Below are 19,254 nucleotides of genomic sequence, written 5' to 3'. Positions count from 1 at the left end.
GCCCGTCCGCTCACCCCCCCGTGAACACCTCGAACTGGAAGGAAACTGCCATGGACGCCGACGTAGCGGTCATCGGCCTGGGAGCCATGGGATCCATGACGGCCTGGCGACTCGCCCGCGCGGGGGCCTCGGTCCTCGGCTTCGAGCGGTACGGACTGGCCCACGACAGGGGTGCCTCGGCCGGCGAGTCCCGGCTCTTCCGCATGGCCTACCACGAGGGCGCCGGCTACGTGCCGATGCTCAGGAGCGCTAGGGCGCTGTGGACGGAGCTGGCGGCGGAGAGCGGCCTGCCGCTGTTCCACGCCACCGGCTGCCTCTCCATCGGCCTGCCCGAACTGCCGCCCATGCGCAACGTCCGGCAGTCGGTCGACGAGCACGGCCTCGACCACGAGATCCTCGACCACGACCAGCTCGCCACCCGCTACCCGCAACACCTGCCCCGCGCGGGGGAGATCGGCGTCCTGGACACGATGGGCGGGGTGCTGCGCCCCGAACTCGCCGTGCTGGCCGCCTGCGGCCAGGCACGCCGGCACGGCGCCCGGCTGCTCGACCACACCCCGGTCGAGAGCGTGCGCCCCGAGGACGACCGGGTCCTGATCACCGCGGGCGGCACGGAGTACACCGTCGGCCGGGTCGTCCTCACCGCAGGACCCTGGACCGAGCGGCTCGTCCCCGCCCTGGCCGGGCACCTCACCGTCAAGCCCATCGTCCTCACCTGGTTCGCCCCCACGGACCCGGCGCCCTACGCCCCCGAGCGGTTCCCCGCCTTCATCCGGGACACCGACGGCACCCACCTGTTCGGCGTGCCGATGCTCGACGGCATGTCGGTCAAGACCGGCTTCGCCGACGCCTGGGGCGAACTGCCGGGACCCGAGGCGTTCACCCGGGACTTCGACGAGGCCAGGCTGCGCCCGGTGAGCGAGGCGGTGCGCCGGCTGCTGCCGGGGCTGCACCCCGACCCGGTCAGGTACGCCGTCTACCTGGACGCTTACACCCGGGACCGCACCGCCGTGGTGGACCGACTCCCCGGCACGGACCGGGCCGTGGTGCTGGCCGGCTTCTCGGGACACGGCTTCAAGCTGGCCCCGGCGTTCGGCCAGATCGCCGCCGAGCTCACCCTGGAGCGCGGCACCGGCTTCGACGTCGCCAACATGACGGCGTCCCGGCTCCTCACCCCGCCGGCGGGAACGCCCGGCTGAGCGCGGCGCGCAGCAGCAGCGCCGCCTCCGGCGGGCCCGCGGCGCCGACCACGACCGACAGGGGGGTCACGGCGTACTCCTCGACGAGCCGCAGGTAGACCACGCCCGGCATCGTCATCCGGGTCGTCAGCTCGGGCACCAGGGCGAGCCCGAGGCCGCACGCGACCAGGCCGAGGATGGCCTGGTCGTTGTGCACCTCGTGGCCGAACCGCGGCGAGAACCCGGCCCGCATGCACACCGCGACGATCGTGTCGTAGGCCACCGGAGCCAACGAGCGCGGGAAGCCGACCAGGTCACGCCCGGCCAACTCGCCCAACGACAGCGGTTTGTTGGTGGTGAGTGGGTGGTTTGTGGGTGCGGCGCAGTGGAGTGGTTCGTTGGTCAGTGGTAGGACCTCGGCGTCGGTGCCGGGTTCGGCGCTGGCGAGGCGGCAGACGCCGAGGTCGATGTCGCCGGCCCGTAGGGCTGCGAGCTGTGCTCGTTGCCCTAGTTCGGAGACCCGCGGCACCACCCAGGGGTGCGCGGCCAGGAACGCGGGCAGCACCCGGGGCAGCAGCCCGGAGATGGCGGAGGTGATGGCGCCGATGCGCAGCACTGTCGGTTCGGGCCCTTGGGCGCGGGGCACGAGTTCGGTCACTTCCCGGGCGCGGTTGACCAGGGCTGTGGCTTCGGGAACCAGCAGCCGGCCGGCGGCGGTGAGACGCAGGCGGCCACCCGCTCGGTCGAAGAGGACCGCACCGAGTTGGCGTTCCAGTTTGGTGACGGCCTGGCTGAGTGCGGGCTGCGCCATGTGGAAGCGCCGGGCCGCTGCTGTCACGCTGAGTTCCTCCGCTACCGCGAGGAAGTACCGCAGTTGTCTGAGTTCCACCATGTCGGCCATGCGGTACACCCTCTCAGAGGTCGTTTTCTCCTTTCATGCCCTGTTATCTTCCGGTTTTCGGGGTGTCGGGGTGGTGAGCCTGTTGGGAGCGGTGGTGAGGGTTGGCTTGCGCCTGTCTCATCCCGAGACGTCCGGAGTGGAGGCGTGATTCCGCCTGTGTGTCCGCGCGCCTGGGTGCACTCGCTGGAATGTCGGGAGAAAACCACCTCTTGTTGGGTTGGTTTGGTCGTTTGCTGGGGGCTGGGGTGTGGTGTTAGTTGGTGGTGGGGGTTGTGGTGTATTCCTCGTGGGTGACGGGGGTGAGCCAGTGGACGAGGGCGTGGTCGTCGTCGCCTTCGTTGATGGCTAGGTGGGTCATCAGCCGGTTCGGGGTGGCGCCGTGCCAGTGTTCTTCGTCGGCTTCGAATAGGACGCGGTCGCCGGGTCGGATGATTTCGATGGGTCCGCCGCGGCGTTGGCACAGGCCGATGCCTTCGGTGACGTAGATGGTCTGGCCTAGTGGGTGGCGGTGCCAGTGGGTGCGTGCGCCGGGCATGAAGTGGACGAGGGAGGCGGTGACTCGGGAGGGGGCCGGGGCGGCGGCGACGGTGTCGATGTAGACGTCGCCGGTGAACCAGTCGGTGGGTCCCTTGACGGTGTTGAGCGAGTTGCGGGTGATCTGCACGAGGTGTGTGCTCCCTTGCGCGGGCGGGCGGGTGGGTTAGGGCTTGAGGAGGGTTTTGATGGCGCGGCGTTCGTCCATGGCCTGGTAGCCCTCGGCGACCTGTTCCAGCGGCAGGGTGAGGTCGAAGACTTTGCCGGGGTTGATGGCGCCGGTTAGGACGCGGTTGATGAGGTCGGGCAGGTAGCGGCGTACGGGGGCGGGGCCGCCGCGTAGGCCGACGTGGGAGAAGAACAGTTCTTGGCCGTCGATGGCGACCTCGTGTGGGACGCCGACGAAGCCGATGGTGCCGCCGGGCCGGGCGGAGTGTAGGGCTTGCCGCATCGCTTCGGGGGTGCCGACGCATTCCAGGACACTGTCGGCGCCGATCCCGCCGGTCAGCTCCTTGATCTGGGCTACGCCTTCCTCACCGCGGGTGGTGACGATGTCGGTGGCGCCGAACTCGACGGCGAGTTTCTGGCGGGGCTCGTGGCGGGACATGGCGATGATCCGTTCCGCGCCCATCTCCTTGGCGGCGATCACGGCGCACAGGCCGACCGCGCCGTCGCCGACGACCACGGCGGTGGAGCCGGGCTTCACCTCGGCGGCGTCGGCGGCCCACCAGCCGGTGCCCATGACGTCGGAGACGGCCAGCAGTCCGGGCCACGACTCCTCGCCCGGCACTCCGTCGGTGGCGACCAGGGTTCCCTGGGCGTTGGGGATGCGCACGTACTCGGCCTGGCAGGTGGACATGAACTCACGGTTGAGGCAGTTCGACTGGAAGCCGTTCCTGCAGTTCGGACAGGTGTTGTCCGAGGTGGCGAAGGAGCCGACGACGAACTGGCCCGGCCGGACCGAGGTCACCTCAGATCCGACCTCTTCCACGAAGCCGACGTACTCGTGGCCCATCGGGTGCGGGTCGCCGATCGGCTCCGCGCCGCGGTAGGGCCACAGGTCGGAGCCACACACGCAGGTCACGGCCGTGCGGATGATCGCGTCGGTCGGGTGGAGGAGCTCGGGGGCGTCCAGGGTCTCGAAGCGGATGTCGCCGGGGGCGTGGATCACTGCGCCGCGCATGAGATGGGGTTCCTTTGCGTGCCGAGGCGGATGGTTTCGGATGTCCGGGGGCGGTTGCCGGGTGTGGGGGGCTGGTGCGCGCCCGTCGCACCGTGGCGGGCGGAAAGCACCACGTCACCTAGGTAACCCGCTGTCGGCGCGGGTAGCGAGACACCATGAAGGGGTGTACTGCCAGTACATCCCTATGGCCGTGGGTGGGACGTACCGTCGAAGACGTGGACAACCAGGCAGAGGTCCGCGAGTTCCTCACCTCGCGGCGTGCGAAGATCACCCCCGAGCGGGCCGGACTGCCTGCCGGCAGCCGCCGACGCGTTCCCGGCCTGCGCCGCAGTGAGGTCGCCGCGCTGGCCGATGTGAGCGTGGAGTACTACGCCAAGCTGGAGCGCGGTCATCTCGCCGGCGTCTCCCCAGCTGTCCTCGAAGCCGTTGCCCGCGCCCTCCAGCTCGATGACGCCGAACGTGCTCACCTGCTGAACCTGGCCCACGCCGCCGACGGTTTCGACGCCCTGGCCCGGCCCCGCCGCCGCACTACCCGGGCCTGGACCCCGCACCGGAGCCTGCAGTGGGTGCTGGACGCCGTCACCGCCGGACCGGCGTTCGTGCGCAACGGCCGCATGGACCTCCTGGCCACCAACCACCTCGCCCGCGCCTTCTACGCCGACGTCTACGCCGCGGCCGGCAACCAGGCGAACCTGGCCCGGTTCAACTTCCTCGACCCCGCCTCGCGCCGCTTCTACCCCGACTGGGACGAGGCCGCGGACATCGCCGTCGCTATCCTGCGTACCGAGGCCGGCCGCAATCCGCACGACAAGGACCTGCACGACCTCGTCGGCGAGCTGTCCACCCGCAGCGACGCCTTCCGCACCCGCTGGGGCGCCCACAACGTCCGCCACCACGGCACCGGCACCAAACACTTCCACCACCCGGCCGTCGGTGACCTCACCCTCGCCTACGAGGGCCTGGAGATGACGGCCGAACCCGGTCTCACCCTCACCATCTACACCGCGGAACCCGGCTCCGCCTCCGAGGAAGGGCTGCGTCTGCTCGCCTCCTGGGCCGCCACTCGAGACGCCGGGCACCCTGCGGAGCGGGGAGCCGACTGACCCTCGCCGAACCGGCCGCACCGGGGGCTGGCCAGCTTTTCCGGGTACTGGACCGCCTGGTCTCCACGCTCGTGAAGAGAACACGGAAACCATGGGGTCACGGGCGCCTCACCTCCCGATTTCGGGAATCGTAAAAACGGCAGTCCCTTTCGCCCCTGCACGGATGACGTGTACGGCGAGGCCGAACTGTCTGGATTTCGTCAACTTCAAGAAAAGACGCCAAGGCGCCGCGGCAGCGCCATCGCGCCGCGGGGCGCTTCGTCGTCGCGGCGTTCGCCGGCTGCAGGCCAGCTCGACGTCGGAGCGGTGCGGGGAGGCGGCCTGGCCGTCGCGACAGGTCCGCGCCAGCCGGAAGTATGGCGCGACGTTGTCCCTGAGGTCCCGCCCCTCGGGTAGGGGGACCTCAACGGCCCCTTCCGGCTACTGCTGAAAAAGGGGGGCCGCTCGCCCCTCGGCGCTGGCTGGATCATGCCGCCGCTGCCGTGGCATGACGAGCGTGATCAGGTCCCGTGGCGCTGGACATCGGCGCGACTTCGACCCGCGAAGACGGTGTCGGGCCCGCTGGGCCCCGCTGGGCCGACTGGCCTTGGGGCCGAGCACCGGGCGTGCGAGGCGTCCGGGCGGGGCGCAGCGCGGGGGTGCGCGTCGTGGCGGCTGGCAACCAGACGAGACTCGGCTTGCCGGTGGACCGGTCACCGTGTCGGTGACCGGGGCGCGGCCACGCCAGACGCGAGACCGTGTACGTCGGCGACCACCCGGCGGCCTGCGGTGGACGAGCCGGCTGCGCGCGCGGCGGCGGCCCGACGTGTAGGGCGCGCGGCAGCCGGGACGGGTAAGGGCCACCCCTATCCGGTTCGCCCTTCGGTGGCACGGGTACTCGGCACGCTCCGCTGCCGGCCCCGCCGATGCGTGCGCCGGTCTCCGGATACGAAGGAGGAGATCCCCCGTGGCCACAGAACTGACGCTGTTCGACAGCGGCGACCTGACGGGAGACGCCCAGCAGGTGCCGGTCGGCCCAGGCGAGTCCACGAACGTCCAGACGCCGTTCACCACGTGGGCGGCCACCAACGATTCGCCGTACACCGCACAGCTGTACACCAGTCCCGACTGCTCGGGTGATCCGGCGGCGCGTATCGGCGCGGGGAACACCGAAACCTTCTCGCAGGGCATGAACGTGCAGTCGGTCGCGTTCACCTCATGAGCCGAGCGTGGATGGCCGGGCCGCCCGGCAGGTGGCCCGGTGCGGTTCCCGGGCCGCTGCGCGGGCCCCCGCGACGAATGCCGCGCAGGGCGCCGGGAAGTCGTCGTGCGGCACGGTAATGCCTGTGTTGATGTGGGCGCCGTCGCCGATCACCGTGACGCCTTCGCAGTGCCCAAACAGCCCCAAGGCTCGCCGCGCTCGGGTGCCGGCGGCGCTGCCCGACCGGGCGGGCCGCGGCCACCACCGGGCACGGGCCGGTATCGACGATGCCCCGCACGTTCGTCGAGAACCTGCCGTGGGCCTGGGCCTGGGCCTGGGCCTGGGCGTGAGCCGTGGCGTGGCCGGGGCCCGGGGGGCGGTCGTCACCGTGGGGGATCAGGCGGGAGGGAGGCCGGTGAGGGTGGGGTGTCCGGTGAGGGCGGGGGGTGTCCTGCCGGGATCCGCCCCCCGGGAATCCGGCGGCGGCTCCCGGGCGCCTGTCGCCCCAGAGGCCGCCGCGTTGAGACCGGCGGTCGTGGTCCTCGGGACTTCCCCCATGCTCTCGGCGGCGGCGGAAGGAGTCGTGGTGAGCGCCGCTCGGTGACGACGTCTCCAGGAAGAGTGGGGGAGGGGGGCTGTCGTGGCGTTCACGGTGCGGCCGGGAGGGTGGGCGGGTGTGTGCGGTGGAGGATCAGCATCGCCGCGGCGGCCGAGAGGAGCGCGGCCGCAGGGAAGCTGATCCACAGCCACGGTGTCCCCAGCAGGCTGAGGGCGAGCAGGAGCGGGACGTGGACGGCGAGGATCGATCCGACGGAGATCACGAACGAGGGGCGGGCCTGTCCGCGTGCCTGGAAGTAGGTGGCGAGTAGGGCCGTCACGCCGGCGAAGGGGTAGCCGAGCGCGATGAGGCGCAGTACCTCGGCGGTCGTCTTCGCCGTGTTCGGGTCGTCGGTGAAGGCGGCGGCGAGCGGGTCGGCCGTGGCGAGTAGGCCGAGGCAGGCGGCCGTCCCGTAGAGGGTGGTCGCGCGCAGCGCGAGGACCCGGGTGCGTTCGGCGCGCGTGGTCAGGCCGCGGCCGGTGTTGTAGCCGATGAGGGGTTGCATGCCCTGGGCGATGCCGGTCTGGGGCATGAGGACGAAGGTGGTGACGCGGACGGAGGTGGCGTACGCGGTGAGGGCCGCCGGGTCGCCGAGGGCCGCCAGGCGGTTGTTGGCGAGGAACATGATGAGGGTGTTGCCGAGGCCGGCGAGGAAGGACGGGGCCCCCACGGCGACCAGTTCGCGCAGGGTGGGGCCGTGTGGCCGCAGGTCGGCGAGGGTGACGCGGTAGGGGCGGTCGCGCTGGAGGAAGAAGAACCACAGGCTCATCGCCATGGAGACGGCCTGGCCGCCGACCGTCCCCACGGCGGCGCCGCGTACGCCCCAGCCGAGGCCGAAGATCAGCAGCGGGTCGAGCACGATCTGGCACAGGACCGGGAGCATCCACAGCAGGGTGGAGAAGCGTAGGCGCCCCTCGGCCCGCACCAGGCTGGAGAAGCCGGTGGCGGTGATCGCGCCGGCCAGCATGATCAGCGCGTAGTCGTGGGCGTGGCCGCGGGCCTCGCCCCTGGCCCCCAGCAGGGCGAGGAGCGGGTCGAGCAGGAGCAGACCGAGGAGGGTGATGGCGATCGCCGTCGTCCAGTAGACGAGAAAGGTGTTGCCGGCGGCCCGCGCGGCCTGGCCCGGGTTCCCGGCGCCGAGGCTGCGCGAGACCATGGACGCGCCTCCGACGCCGACCGTGGTGGAGACCGCGCCGAGGATCAGCAGCACGGGCGCCACGACGTTCACGGCCACCAGCGCGTCGGGGCCGACCCCTCGGGAGACGAACCAGGCGTTGGTCAGGGCGTAGACGCCGTAGGTGGCGACCGACATGGTGGTGTGGGCGCTGGTGCTCCACAGCAGCCGTCCGATCGGTTGGGTGCCGAGCGTTGTCGTGTGGTCGTGCGGCCTGGCGGGTTGGGTGGGGGGTGTTGTGGTGGTTTCTTCGCGCATGCCCATCAGCGGGTGACGCGGCCGTGGCCGAACTGGGGCATCAGTAGGTCGAGTTGTGCGCGGCCGAAGTCGTAGGTCGCCGTGTCCTGGTGGCCGCGGTAGGTGGTCTCGATGATCATGATGACGGCGAGGTGGAGGGAGTACAGCCGCCGGCGGACGCGCTGGGAGGGGGACAGTTCGCCGATCCCGTATCCCCGCATGAAGTCGGTGGGGTCCCCGAACGCCGGCAGGTCGATGCCCGTGAAACCGGCCTCCATCAGCGGATCTCCGTACAGGGCCCGTTCGTGGTCGAGGATGGCGACGATCCGGCCGTCCCTGATCATCGAGTTCTTGGTCCACAGATCGAGCTCGACGAACCGCGGCTTGGTCACCTCGTCGAGTACGTGCGCGTTCTCGGCGAGCACGGCGCGGATCTCGTCGTAGCTCCAGCCGATGTCGACGTTGGCCCGCGCACCGTCCCGGAGGGTGTCCTCGATCAGCTGGCTGAACGCCGCCCGCCAGGTCGCCGGGCCCGGCCCGGTCAGCGGTCCGAAGTGCGGCCCGACGATCGAGTTCAGCTCCCGGTTGAGCGCGCCCAGCTGCCGTCCGGCGGCGGCGACGACCTCGTCCGGCAGACGCCCCTGCGAGGTGGTGATACCGAAGTTGTCCGCGTCGACGTACTCCATGAAGAAGTAGTCCGCGTCGACCAGTTCCCTGGAGATGTCGGCGTAGTCGACTCGGGGTATCGGCACCTTGGTGTGCGTGCGGACCAGCGACATCGCGGCAAGCTCGTTGCGCATCATGTCGTGCTCGCGGGTCAGTACGGCGACGTCGGCGGGCGGCGCGATCTTCAGCACCGTCTGCTGTCCGTCGCGAAGCCGGATCCGGTAGGCCACGTTGAACCAGCCGTGCGTGATCTCCTCGGCGAAGCCCTCGCGCTCGGGTACCTGGGCGATCCCGTAGGCTCGCTCGATCATCGCCCGCAGCGTCTGGGGCGACTGCCGGTTCTTGGTGATGCTCTCGGTCACGGCTTCCACAGACGTTCCTTCGGCCGGCGGGGCTCCACGGATCAGCCCGGCCACCACCATGGCGTCCCTCCCCACGGGCGGCCGGACGCGTCACACCGTAGCGCGGGACGGCTCTCCACGGCGCTGGCGATGTGAGCGTGGTGGGCTGGTAACGGCGGCGGTGGCTTGCCGGGCGCGTTGACCCGCTGCTCCAGCGATAGTTGGGTGAACCCGGGAGCCGGATGGTGGAGCCCGTCGGGGTCCTTCACTCAGAGCCACGCCGGTCCGGGCCCCGGCTGTGGAGGTGGCGCTTCCGTTGCATCCTTGTCCTGCGGCCTGCTGCCTGCTGTCCGGATCGCTGACCTCGGCGATCCCCGTCGGCGTTCGTGCCGGCTTGCGTTCGTCCTGGCTTGCGTTCGTCTTGGCCTGCGTTCGTCTCGGCCTGCGTTCGTCTGGGGCGGGCGGTCAGTCGCCGTGGTGTCGGTGGCCATCATCTCCACCGGCCTCCCGGTGGCCGAGCACGGCTCGGTGGCTTCTTCGGTCGGGCGTTGCCACCGCTTGAACGCCGTCTCTGGCAGTAGCCGTTCGGCAGGCGGCTTGAGGGCCGGGCTATCGGGCGGGTCGTCGCCTCGCGCGCGCGTCGACTGGCCGAGGGAGCCTGGTGTTCCATCGCCAGGGCTGGCGCACCCCACGCGGTGGTCACGCCCTGAGGAGGTCCGGCGGCTGCCCCTTCCTGTCCGGCGTGTCGCCGACGGCCCACTTGAGTGTCCTGGGCGGCACTGGCCTGATCGCCTCTGTGGCGCTGACCCGGATCGCCCGGTTCCAGACCGGAGCGAGGACCTGTTCGTGTCCGCCGCCGTGGGCGGTGTCACCGCGGCGACCGGGCGGTTCGCGAGGCTGCTCGGCGCCCGTCGGCTGGTGGGCAGTACGGGCTGGTCGGCCGAGGCGGACCATCTCGTGCGGGAGGTGGGCTACGACGCGGTGTTCGACTGCCACCGGGGGCCTGCCGCCGACCTGCTGGCCTTGGTCGCGCCGGAGGGCGTCGACGTGGTCGTCGACAACGTCGGCGGCGAGCAACTGGCGGCGGCGGGACCACAGGTGAGTCCGCGACGCTGACCTGACGTCCGACGTCACAGCCACGTCGTCGCCAGCCAGCCGGTCGCCACCGCGGCGAGCAGCAGCGTGACGTTGAGGGCGAGCCGGCGGTCGCCCAGCCGCAGGTGGACCGGGATCGCGCCGAGTTGGAGGACCACGAACCCGAGCGCGGCGGCGAGGGCCAGCCGGGGCGCGATGCCGGTGAGCGGCGGCAGGACCAGCCCGATCGCGCCCAGCACCTCGACCAGCCCGATGGCCCGGACGGCGGGCATCGGCGTGCTGTCCACCCAGGCCATCATCGGCCGGAGCCCGTCCCGGGAGCGGACCGCTTTCAGCGCACCCCCGTAGAGGTAGAAGGCGGCGAGCAGGCTGGCGATGATCCAGTACGCGACGTTCACGCGTCCTCCTGCCGCGGTCCGGCGCCGTCGACGGCGACATCGGTGGCGGGTTCGGTGGCGGGTTCGGTGGCGGGTTCGGTGGCGGGTTCGGTGGCGTAAGGCCTCATCGCCCGGACGTTCGCCTCCGGGGTCAGCTTCCGGCCGCCGGCCATCAGGGCCTGGAGGTCGCGGAAGTACCGCACGTACCGGGCCGGCGTGAACGTGCTGAGCATGACGGCCGGTTGGTCGGTCATGTTGGCGAACGTGTGTGGGGCCCCGGGCGGGACCATCACGAGCGTGCCGGGCGTCGCGTCGTACTCGTCCTTCCCGACGGTGAACCGCACGGTGCCGGAGACGACGTAGAAGCCCTCGTCGTGCTGGGCGTGCCGATGCTGCGGCGGTCCCGGCGTGTGCGGCGCCAGGAGCGACTCGGCGATCCCGAGTCGGTGCCCGGTGGTGCCGCCGTCCTCCAGGACGCGCATGCGCGTGGCGCCCAGCAGGATCGTCTCGCCGTCGTTCGGGCCGACCACCGACACGGGCGCATCGGCGTTCGGCGCGGTGGCCTCGGGTATGCGGGTCATGCCCCGATTTCACGTCCGCGGCACCAGGACTGTCCAAGACCCGTTCCACGCGAGCGATACCTTCCGGGTATCGTCGCAGCATGGAGCTCCGCACGCTGCGCTACTTCGTGGCGGTCGCCGAGGAGCTCCACTTCGGCCGGGCGGCCGTCCGACTGCACATGAGCCAGCCGCCGTTGAGCCGGGCGATCCGGCGTCTTGAGGCCGAGATCGGCGCCTCGCTCTTCGACCGGTCGTCCGCCGGTGTGGCCCTTACCCCGGCCGGGGCGGTGCTGCTCGACGAGGCGCGCGCCCTGCTCGACCACGCCGACCGCGCGCGGGTGCGCGTCGCTGTGGCGGCCGGCGCCGCGACCCTCACCGTCGGCCTCCTCGGCGACAGCACCGACCCCGGCGTGACACGGCTGGCGGGCGCCTACCGCGGGCGGCACCCGCACGTCGAGATCCGGGTGCGCGAGACCGACCTGACCGATCCCACCTGCGGGCTCTCCGCCGGAGGGGTCGATGTCGCCCTGACCCGGGGGCCGTTCGACAAGACCGGCCTGACCGTGCGCGAGCTGCGGGCCGACCCGGTGGGGGCGCTGCTGCGCGCCGATGATCCGCTGGCCGGCCGTGACTCCCTCACACTGGCGGACCTGGCCGACCGCCGCTGGTTCCGGTTCCCGGCGGGCACCGACCCCGGCTGGCAGGCGTACTGGAACGGCGGGCGCCTCCGCGAGGGCCCGGTGGTGCGTGCCGTCCAGGAGTGCCGGCAGGCGGTGTTGTGGAACGGCACGGTCGGCGTGACGCTGCTCGACCACGAACCGGGCGAGGGGCTCACGGTGGTGCCGCTCGTCGACATGGAGCCGAGCCGCGTGGTGCTGGCCTGGCCCGAGGCCGGGGCGAACCCGCTGGTCCGCACGTTCGTCGCCGCCGCGATCGCCGCCTACCGCGACTGAGCGCGCCGTGCCGCGCCCAGGGTCGGGGCACCCGGGGCGAACGCTGCCCGGACAGCGGCGGCAGGTCGGTGCGCATCCGTGCCAGGGCGCCGCGCATCTCCGCGTCCCGCATGCCGTCGCCCAGCTCGGTGTGGGTGACGCCGGGCTCCACGGTGTGCGCCCGCACGCCGCGCGGCCTGAGTTCGACCCGCAGGTTGCGGGGCCTTGGTGGCGCAGTAGACGGACCAGGCGGGGTCCAGGGCGTGCCCGGCGATGGAGCCGATGTGCACGAGGCCGGCCGGGCCGCCCGCCGCCGGACGCGGCGCACGGTAGGGGCATGACTTCTTCCCTTGCCCACACCGCCCCTTCGAACTCCGCCAGGTCCGCCGCCGGCGGCCCGCTCGCCGGCCGGGTGGCCGTCTGGACCGGTGCTACCAGCGGCATCGGGGCCGCCACCGCCCGCCGCCTCTCCCTCGCCGTGCTCGGCCGCCAAGCTGTCCGGGCGAACTGCGCCCGACGGCCGCCGGCGAGGTGCTGCCGCTGGCCGCCGACCTCGCGGACCCAGACGCCCTGGCCGAGGCCGCAAGCCACCGTACGGTCCGCACACGGCCGGGTCGACCTCGTGGTGGCCAACGCCGCCGCCATGCTCGGCGCGCCGTTCGAGACCACCGACGCCGCCGAGTGGGACCGCATGATCGACGTCAACCTGCGCGCGCTGCTGCTCACCGGCCGGGCCTTCGTCGACGCCCTGCTCACCGCCGTGCCGCTTTCTCGGGGGTGAGGTCGCGCAGGGCGCGGGCGACCAGGGCGGGGAAGTCGGCGTCGAAGTCCGCCGGCTCGGGGGTGCGGCCGGCGCGGCGGATGGCCAGCACGCGCATCACCGCCAGGTCCGGGTACAGCGGCAGGCCGTGCGAGCGGTCGGCGATCACCCCCGCACCTCGGGGCCGGCGAGCGGTGACTCACCGGCGGCGAGGCGGCGGGCGAGGTAGTCCTCACAATCCTCGGAGGAGAAGTCGCCGACCAGGACCTGCCGGCTACCCGCGGCCGCGACCGAGCCGCTGGCGCCGGTGCGCTCGGCGAGCCCGGCTGGCCGTGGAGCGCCTCCTCGGCCCACTACAGGCGGCTGCGGCCGGGTGATGACGAAGAAGCTGCTGGGCATCAACCACACCAGCCGCTGCACCAGGCGCTCGAAGTCGCGGTTGCGTCCGGTCGCCGACGTCCTCGAAGGCGTCCAGCAACACCACGGCCCCACCCACTTGTCGGTCGACAACAGGGCCAGCTCCCACGCCAGCAGGTGCGGATAGAACGACAGCGCCTCCACATCGGGCTCGGCTTCCAGCAGGTCCGCCAACCGCGCGCAGCCGGCCAGCGCCCGCGCCGACTGCCGCCGCTTTCCGCAACGCCCCGATCAGGGAGCCAGTGACCTGCCCGAGGACCGACCCGACCATGCCGTCGGCGAGCGCCGACCGCAACCTGCTGCGGCATCGCCCGACCGGCACGCGCCAGCCCGTCCCGGCACAGGTACTCCTCCAGCGGCTGCCCGGGATGGTTGTGCTCCCAGTAGCGGCGCAGCGCCAGATCAAACACCGGCAACGGCCGCCCCAGCCCGGCGAACGCGGCCCGCACAGTGAGCACCAGGCGCTCGACATCGGTACCCGCCGACCGGGCCAGATCGACCCGCACCGGCACCAGCCGCGGCTGCTCGCCGGTCCAGGCCGGCGCCGCCCACCCGCTTGGGCGCTGCTCGCCCTCGGACAGCGCGGCCTCGAGCTCTCGACCGCGTCGTCGTCCCGATCCCGCCGACGCCGTAGCACACCGGCACGTTGTTCCCGGGCGCCTCCACGTCCTGTACGTCGAAGCCCGCAGTGCCGATGTGCCGCGGCTGCTCCGATAGGGCCGCGGTGACCGTCGCCCACCGCGTCTGTCGGCTGGCCCCCCCCGCCGGCCCCGTCGTTGGCGCCGAACAACGCCCGCAGACCCCGTGCCCCGCCACGACGCCCCCTGCCAGAAGATGCTGATCAGGACCTCAACCGACGCCGCGAAGCGCGGTGTCACCCACTACCTTCGCGCCAGCCTGAGCCCCTTCACCCCGGCCCCCCGGGCCGTAGCCGGGCCCCGCCATCAGCGCCCCGAGGGTGCGTCAAGAGGCCGCGGCGAGGACCTGCCCAGCCCAACGGGAGAATGAGCGCCTGCCGTCCCCTGACACCATGGCGGATCCCCGTGCACGACCCAGCAGACCCGTCCGAACCGCTTCCTGACGGCGTCGGCGACGACTTCGAGGACGCGGGGGGCGGCGGTCGTACAGGCGATCGCCTGGTACGCCCAGGAGATCCTTGCCGAGCGTCGCCGACCCGCCCCGGACGAAGCCCGGATCGAGCGCTGATGGCACAGCGGCAGGCGTGTGTGGCCGACCGCGATGCGCTTGAGGACGCCGACGACCAGGAGCTGGCCCGGATCGCCGCTGTCTACGCCGCCCGGTTCAAGGAGCTCACCGAGTAGGAGCCCGCCCTGGCCACCGGGAGCGGCAGGAAGGTAGGCGCGGCCGGCCGCATCTCGAACGGCAGCAGCGGCGTCGCGAGACGGGTGATGCCCAGCAGCTCGTCGCGGGACTGCGGCAGCTCCCGTCGCAGCCACCGCCGTAGAGCGAGAAACGCCGCCGCCTCCTGGGCCGTGTAGGGACGGTTCCTGTTCGGCCACGACCATGCCCGCGCTGACCTGCCGTTGGCGTCAACGCCCGCTCGGTAGACGCTCGTTGCGGTAGACGGCAGCGCCATCGCGCTGCATCACGGGCATGGAGTCCACCACCGCGCCGTCCGCGGCGGCCCGCACGGCCTCGATCACGGCGGCGAACACCGGTCGTGGTCGGCCCAGGTGGTGAACCGCGCCGGCAGCCCTTTCCGGCTTCGCCGGGGCGAAGCGCGCGACAGCGCCCTGGCGACTGTCGGCCGCCCGCGCCCCGATCACCACCACCTGACCCCGGCTCCCCGCCTCGTGGAACGCCGCCGCGCTCTCCAAGTCCCGCACCCGCGCCTCGAACTGGCGATGCCAGACCTTGTAGTCGGCGCGGATCCGCGCCCCGGCCGTCCGAGGGTCCTCCCGCAGAAGCCGCAGGTAGTCGGGGTGAGCGGCCTTGAAGTCGTCGCCGATGATCCACGTCCCCCCCGCGACCTCGCAGTGACCGCCGCACCAACCGCCCCGCCGGGGTCTTGCCCGCGCCCGGCTGCGTCACCAGGTAGACCACGACCTGCCGCTCATGAGGAGTGATTCGGGCCGCGCTCGGGGACGATCAGCTCGTCGAAGACCCACTGGTGCTCCTCGGCGGTCAGCCGGTGGTACGCGACGCCCGGCGCCTCGGGGATCGGCCGGGCGACGCGTCGAACCGGCTCGCGCACGCGGCGGCCCGCGCCAGCGCAGCCTCCACCAGATCGGCGACTTCCGTCTTACCGGCACCGGGTGGGCCGGAGACGAACACAACGACCGGCCGCTGCTGAGGAACGGCAGGATCCGCCGGTCCAGTACCTGACGGATCGTCTCCTCCAGCGGCACGACCGGAACGACATTGCGCTCGCTCGCCGGCTCTTCATCCAAGGGCGTGGCAGTGGCTCTCGACTCGCGTACCACCTTCAACATTACCTTAAAAGTGATCTTCAATGTTAGTTTGAGAGTGTGTTCTACGGTTCGCTTCATGTAGACTCGTGGGAGAGGAGGTCACGGATGCCCACAGAGGACGAGCTCTTCGCGGCCGTCGACGAAGTCTTGGCACGAGGCCCGATTCTGCCGCCGCCCGCCGAACGAACCCGCCTGCGAGAGGCCGCCGGACTGACCCAGGAGGAAGTCGCTCAGGTGCTACAAGCGCGACGGGAGACGGTGATCGCCTGGGAGTCCGGCCGCAAGACACCCCGCCCCCCACGCCTCCAGGCCTACAAACGACTCCTGGACGGATGGGCCGCGAAATACCCCACCTCGGATCCGACACCAACCGAGTAGAGGACCTGGCATGGATGACCTGTTCGGCGCGGTCGACGCGCTCCTCGAGGAGGCCCGTCCGCTCCCGGAACCGGCGACGCGGTTGCGGCTGCGGGAGGCCGCCGGCCTGTCGCGCGCTCGGGTGGCCGGCGCGCTCGGGGTGAGCACCTCGACCGTGGCCGGGTGGGAGACCGGGCGGTCCGAGCCGCGCGGCGAGCACCGCGCCGCCTACGCCCGCCTGCTGGACGGCCTCGCGCAGCGCTACCCCGCCCCACCGCCCGAGGCGCCATCAGAACACCCTGAAGTGCCCACACAGCCGTCCGAACCGGCCCCGACCCCGCGAAACGGCCCAGAAAGCCCGGAACGGCCGGTGGCGCGAGTGACGGACCGGGACCGGTCCGGACGGCCGGTCACCGGCCCCGCCGCGCCGTGTGTGCTGTGTGGCCAGCCCACCCCGTACCGGGCGGCCGGCATGCCGCAGCACTGGGACGGCGTGTGCACCCCCGGCGCCACCCTCACCGCAGCGACGCCCAACTCGCCGATCCCGGCCACCACGCTGGCCTCGTGCTCGGCGACGTCGGTCGGGAACGACGACCAGGAGCCGGCCGCCGCGGTCGCCGGCGGGCAGCACGCCGCGGACCAGGGGCGGCCGGTGAAGGAACGGCAGGACACCTCCGGCCTCATCGCCCGCAACGTCGCGCAGGCGCTGGAGGACAACGGCGGCGACCTGGACGCCGCCCTCGCCGCACTCATCAAGCGGGCCATCCCGGACGGAATGGCGCTGCTGAACTCCACCCGCGTCGGATCCACGTACGACTTCACGAACTACGTCGACACCGACGCCATCCCCATCCTGAAGAAGCCCTCCCGTGACGGCGCCGACCTGATCTGGGAGGGCCGCCCGAAGTGGCGCAACCGCACCGTGGAAACCGGCCCCGCCCGCACCGTGACCGCGCTGGACGTGAACGGCGCCTACCTCTCCGCCTTGAAGACGCACCTGCCGATCGGCGCGCCGCGGCACTCCACCGACGGCACCTACGACCGCAAGCGCTCCGGGCTCTACCTCATCGACCCGCCCGCCTGGGCCCACGACGACCTACCGGGCCCCCTCGGCAACAGGGAGGAACCCGGGCCGCTGTGGGTCACCGACCCCACCCTGCGCCTGCTGATCCGCCTCGCCGGCCCGAAGTACGGCCTGTGCTCCCCGCCGGTGATCCACGAGTCCTGGACCTCCGGGAGTTCCGAGGCGCTGCTGGAACGGTTCCGGAGGGAGATGGCCGCGGCCCGCGACACCGCCATCGAGGAAGGCGACCGCGTCACCCTCGAATACGTCAAGGCCATGTACGCCAAGTTCGTCTCCACCATCGGCGAATCCTCCGCCAACCGGGAGATGCGCCGTCCGGACTGGATGCACATCATCCGCTCCCAGGCGTTCGCGAACCTCTGGCTGAAGGCATGGAAGGCCCACCAGGCCGGCCTGACGATCGTGCGGATGCTCGGCACCGACGAACTCCACGTCATCGGCGACTGGCGCGCCGTGTTCACCGAGGGCCGCAAGCTCACCGACATGAAGCTCAAAACCGAGTACACCATCGGGACCGGGGGCGATAGCTGATGGCCGGCCGCTGGGCCAACTTCGGCTTCTACGGCGCCCAAGGCGTCCCCGGCTGGGTCGCCCTCGGCCGCGAGATGGACCGCAACGTCACCGGCATCAAATCCCCCGTCGAATCGACACGAGGCCTTGCCGCCCGCCTGCGCTACCTCACCCGCTCACCAGCCGGCCTCGAGGCGATGCGCCGCGCCGGCATCACCGCCCCGCAGCGCAGGATCGACGCCTGGGTCGCACGCACGGTGCGCCCCAACAAGGCAAACCTGCAGCGGATCGACTCCGCCTATTGGGACCTGCGCCGCCGCAACCTCGGCGTCGAATGGCAACGGCGCCTGGCCGACCGGGGTACCCGCATCGAGATCCACCCGGTCGACCAACGCGACGTCACACCCGGCCGCGAGCGGAACATCCCCGTGCGGCGGATAACGGTGCGCGGGCACCGGATCTGGGACGACATCATCCAGGCCTGGATCGACGAGGACGGCCAGATGCTCGACATCGTCTGGGACGAGATCATCACCGACATCGGCTCCGACTACGACTCCTACTCCTACGTCTCCAGCGTCGGCTTCGGCATCTGACTCTCGCTGTAGGTTCTCTGCTTCTGTGTCATTTTCTCCGTTGTCGTGTCATGACGATGGCACTTCTGACACCTACTGGAGAAGCACAGTTCAGGGGCGTCACCAGATCGTGGTGGGCTGCCGAAGCCGCACTCGGCGGCATGGCCCCGACAGCCCCGGCAAGATGGCCGGGGCCGCCACCGCCCCGGACTTCCTTCAGGAGAAGGCCCCCGCGGCGCATCTGGCCCGGCACCATGGCCTGGTGACCACGTGGGTGCGCTGCCACTGGGACGAGGAAGACATCTGGTTCTACTTCGAGGTCGACGCCGAAGGCTGGGTCACCCGGCAGGTCGAACTCCAGGGGCCAGAACTGACACCGATCGCGGCCGCCTCCCTCGACGAATGGCGGCAGGCCCACGACGCCGGCCGCCTCGATGAGTACGACAGCAGGTTCGGGATCACCGCCGAACTGCCCGTCTCGGAATGGGCAGACCACGACCCCGAACAACTCACCTTCGAGGCGTTCGAGGAAGTCTGGGGGTCTGCCCGTGGCCAGATTGCATCCCGGCCCGGCTGACCGCTCGGCCGTGTGGAGACTTGTTGGCATCATCGCGGCATGACCCCGACCCTTCCCCGCACCGTCCGAGCCGTCGACACCGCTCAGCTCCTGGACCTGGCCCAAGAGGCCGCCATACATGGCTTCAGTCAGCGGCTCCCGGTCGACTGGCTCCGAGAGCACCTTGCCGTGGAGGCGACGCACTACCTGTTCCCGACGCTCGTGCAGCGGCTCGCGCACCGCCCCGAGATGCCGCTGCAGTGGAGGTGCCAGCAACTGCTGACCGTCAGCACCGGCGAACAGATCTGGGGTCTGCTCGACGTCCTTCCTGACACCTTCGACAAGATCCCGGAGACCCTGGACACGGCCTCCAAAAAGGTCATCGTCAGCCGCATCGAGCGAGCAGTCACCGTGCGCGAGTGGATGGAACGGATGGGCGCCGAAGCAGGTTCGTGACGCCCCTGGGCAGCGGTGCAGCCTGCTGGACAGTCTGAGGAAATGACA

The 19,254-nt window shown here is 71.6% G+C and carries 21 protein-coding genes and 2 pseudogenes; 11 read left to right on the top strand and 12 right to left on the bottom strand.

Going from position 1 to position 19,254, the window contains the following annotated elements; translation table 11 throughout:
• Nucleotides 1-50: 50 nt before the first annotated feature.
• Nucleotides 51-1,199, top strand: coding sequence for an N-methyl-L-tryptophan oxidase (gene solA / locus RNC47_RS28475; RefSeq protein WP_311602793.1), 1,149 nt, complete (start codon nt 51-53; stop codon nt 1,197-1,199).
• Here the strand turns inward: solA and RNC47_RS28470 are convergent.
• The 3 genes from RNC47_RS28470 to RNC47_RS28460 all read right to left on the bottom strand — a co-directional run bounded on the left by RNC47_RS28470 (nt 1,171) and on the right by RNC47_RS28460 (nt 3,796).
• Nucleotides 1,171-2,079, bottom strand: coding sequence for a LysR family transcriptional regulator (locus RNC47_RS28470; protein ID WP_311602792.1), 909 nt, complete (start codon nt 2,077-2,079; stop codon nt 1,171-1,173). The genes solA and RNC47_RS28470 overlap by 29 nt on opposite strands.
• 253 nt (nt 2,080-2,332) lie before the next feature.
• Nucleotides 2,333-2,743 (bottom strand): (R)-mandelonitrile lyase, encoded by a 411-nt coding sequence (locus tag RNC47_RS28465; protein WP_311602791.1) that lies wholly within the window; start codon nt 2,741-2,743, stop codon nt 2,333-2,335.
• A 36-nt stretch (nt 2,744-2,779) separates the two neighbouring features.
• Nucleotides 2,780-3,796 carry a zinc-dependent alcohol dehydrogenase family protein gene (locus tag RNC47_RS28460; protein WP_311602789.1) on the bottom strand — a complete coding sequence of 339 codons (1,017 nt, stop codon included), beginning with the start codon at nt 3,794-3,796 and terminating at the stop codon, nt 2,780-2,782.
• Between the two features lie 215 nt (nt 3,797-4,011).
• Between RNC47_RS28460 and RNC47_RS28455 the strand changes: the two genes are divergently transcribed.
• Both RNC47_RS28455 and RNC47_RS28450 read left to right on the top strand, forming a co-directional pair.
• On the top strand, nt 4,012-4,899 hold the full coding sequence (locus RNC47_RS28455) for a helix-turn-helix domain-containing protein (RefSeq protein ID WP_311602788.1): 888 nt from the start codon (nt 4,012-4,014) through the stop codon (nt 4,897-4,899).
• 946 nt (nt 4,900-5,845) lie between these two features.
• Nucleotides 5,846-6,100, top strand: a complete 255-nt coding sequence (locus RNC47_RS28450) for a hypothetical protein (protein WP_311602786.1) — start codon at nt 5,846-5,848, stop codon at nt 6,098-6,100.
• A 626-nt stretch (nt 6,101-6,726) separates the two neighbouring features.
• On the opposite strand, the gene RNC47_RS28445 is transcribed toward RNC47_RS28450, so the two are convergent.
• Together RNC47_RS28445 and RNC47_RS28440 are read right to left on the bottom strand one after the other, a co-directional pair.
• Nucleotides 6,727-8,109: an MATE family efflux transporter gene (locus RNC47_RS28445; protein ID WP_311602784.1), complete on the bottom strand. Its 1,383-nt coding sequence runs from the start codon at nt 8,107-8,109 to the stop codon at nt 6,727-6,729.
• Nucleotides 8,110-8,114: 5 nt separating this feature from the next.
• Entirely contained in the window at nt 8,115-9,125 is a 1,011-nt protein-coding gene (locus RNC47_RS28440) for a phosphotransferase family protein (RefSeq protein WP_311602783.1), read from the bottom strand.
• 566 nt (nt 9,126-9,691) lie between these two features.
• On the opposite strand from RNC47_RS28440, the pseudogene RNC47_RS28435 reads away from it, so the two are divergent.
• Nucleotides 9,692-10,184, top strand: a pseudogene (locus tag RNC47_RS28435) (NADP-dependent oxidoreductase); the annotation flags it as partial.
• Between the two features lie 41 nt (nt 10,185-10,225).
• Here RNC47_RS28435 and RNC47_RS28430 read toward each other — a convergent pair.
• A complete protein-coding gene (locus tag RNC47_RS28430; protein ID WP_311602782.1) occupies nt 10,226-10,588 on the bottom strand; it encodes a DoxX family protein in 363 nt (120 codons plus the stop codon).
• Nucleotides 10,585-11,148 carry a cupin domain-containing protein gene (locus RNC47_RS28425; RefSeq protein WP_311602781.1) on the bottom strand — a complete coding sequence of 188 codons (564 nt, stop codon included), beginning with the start codon at nt 11,146-11,148 and terminating at the stop codon, nt 10,585-10,587. Before RNC47_RS28425 ends, RNC47_RS28430 begins: the two co-directional genes overlap by 4 nt.
• An 80-nt stretch (nt 11,149-11,228) precedes the next feature.
• Here RNC47_RS28425 and RNC47_RS28420 point away from each other — a divergent pair, with 80 nt between their 5' ends.
• Both RNC47_RS28420 and RNC47_RS28415 read left to right on the top strand, forming a co-directional pair.
• A complete protein-coding gene (locus RNC47_RS28420; protein WP_311602780.1) occupies nt 11,229-12,080 on the top strand; it encodes a LysR family transcriptional regulator in 852 nt (283 codons plus the stop codon).
• Between the two features lie 316 nt (nt 12,081-12,396).
• Nucleotides 12,397-12,840 (top strand): SDR family oxidoreductase, encoded by a 444-nt coding sequence (locus tag RNC47_RS28415; protein ID WP_311602779.1) that lies wholly within the window; start codon nt 12,397-12,399, stop codon nt 12,838-12,840.
• On the opposite strand, the gene RNC47_RS28410 is transcribed toward RNC47_RS28415, so the two are convergent.
• The 5 genes and pseudogenes from RNC47_RS28410 to RNC47_RS37670 form a co-directional block, all read right to left on the bottom strand.
• Entirely contained in the window at nt 12,812-12,988 is a 177-nt protein-coding gene (locus RNC47_RS28410) for a hypothetical protein (protein ID WP_311602778.1), read from the bottom strand. The two genes, RNC47_RS28415 and RNC47_RS28410, sit on opposite strands and share 29 nt — an antisense overlap.
• Complete coding sequence (locus RNC47_RS28405; RefSeq protein WP_311602777.1) at nt 12,985-13,410, bottom strand: hypothetical protein; 426 nt, start codon at nt 13,408-13,410, stop codon at nt 12,985-12,987. The genes RNC47_RS28410 and RNC47_RS28405 overlap by 4 nt, the downstream gene beginning before the upstream one ends.
• A gap of 1,376 nt (nt 13,411-14,786) precedes the next feature.
• Nucleotides 14,787-15,029 carry a hypothetical protein gene (locus RNC47_RS28400; protein WP_311602775.1) on the bottom strand — a complete coding sequence of 81 codons (243 nt, stop codon included), beginning with the start codon at nt 15,027-15,029 and terminating at the stop codon, nt 14,787-14,789.
• 281 nt (nt 15,030-15,310) lie between these two features.
• Nucleotides 15,311-15,451 (bottom strand): hypothetical protein, encoded by a 141-nt coding sequence (locus tag RNC47_RS28395; RefSeq protein ID WP_311602773.1) that lies wholly within the window; start codon nt 15,449-15,451, stop codon nt 15,311-15,313.
• Nucleotides 15,452-15,468: 17 nt separating this feature from the next.
• Nucleotides 15,469-15,543, bottom strand: a pseudogene (locus RNC47_RS37670) (zeta toxin family protein); the annotation flags it as partial.
• Between the two features lie 230 nt (nt 15,544-15,773).
• On the opposite strand from RNC47_RS37670, the gene RNC47_RS28390 reads away from it, so the two are divergent.
• The 5 genes from RNC47_RS28390 (at nt 15,774) to RNC47_RS28370 (ending at nt 19,206) form a co-directional block, all read left to right on the top strand.
• Nucleotides 15,774-16,046, top strand: a complete 273-nt coding sequence (locus RNC47_RS28390) for a helix-turn-helix transcriptional regulator (protein WP_311602771.1) — start codon at nt 15,774-15,776, stop codon at nt 16,044-16,046.
• 10 nt (nt 16,047-16,056) lie between these two features.
• A complete protein-coding gene (locus tag RNC47_RS28385; RefSeq protein ID WP_311602770.1) occupies nt 16,057-17,640 on the top strand; it encodes a helix-turn-helix domain-containing protein in 1,584 nt (527 codons plus the stop codon).
• The gene (locus tag RNC47_RS28380) at nt 17,640-18,215 is read left to right on the top strand and encodes a transcriptional regulator (protein WP_311602769.1); all 576 of its coding nucleotides are present in this window, start codon (nt 17,640-17,642) and stop codon (nt 18,213-18,215) included. Before RNC47_RS28385 ends, RNC47_RS28380 begins: the two co-directional genes overlap by 1 nt.
• Before the next feature lie 241 nt (nt 18,216-18,456).
• Nucleotides 18,457-18,771, top strand: coding sequence for a hypothetical protein (locus RNC47_RS28375; RefSeq protein ID WP_311602804.1), 315 nt, complete (start codon nt 18,457-18,459; stop codon nt 18,769-18,771).
• A 39-nt stretch (nt 18,772-18,810) separates the two neighbouring features.
• Nucleotides 18,811-19,206 carry a hypothetical protein gene (locus RNC47_RS28370; protein ID WP_311602768.1) on the top strand — a complete coding sequence of 132 codons (396 nt, stop codon included), beginning with the start codon at nt 18,811-18,813 and terminating at the stop codon, nt 19,204-19,206.
• Nucleotides 19,207-19,254 lie beyond the last annotated feature (48 nt).

The organism is Streptomyces millisiae (assembly GCF_031845425.1).
Taxonomy (GTDB): Bacteria; Actinomycetota; Actinomycetes; order Streptomycetales; family Streptomycetaceae; genus Streptomyces; species Streptomyces millisiae.
This window is presented reverse-complemented; position numbering and strand designations above follow the sequence as displayed.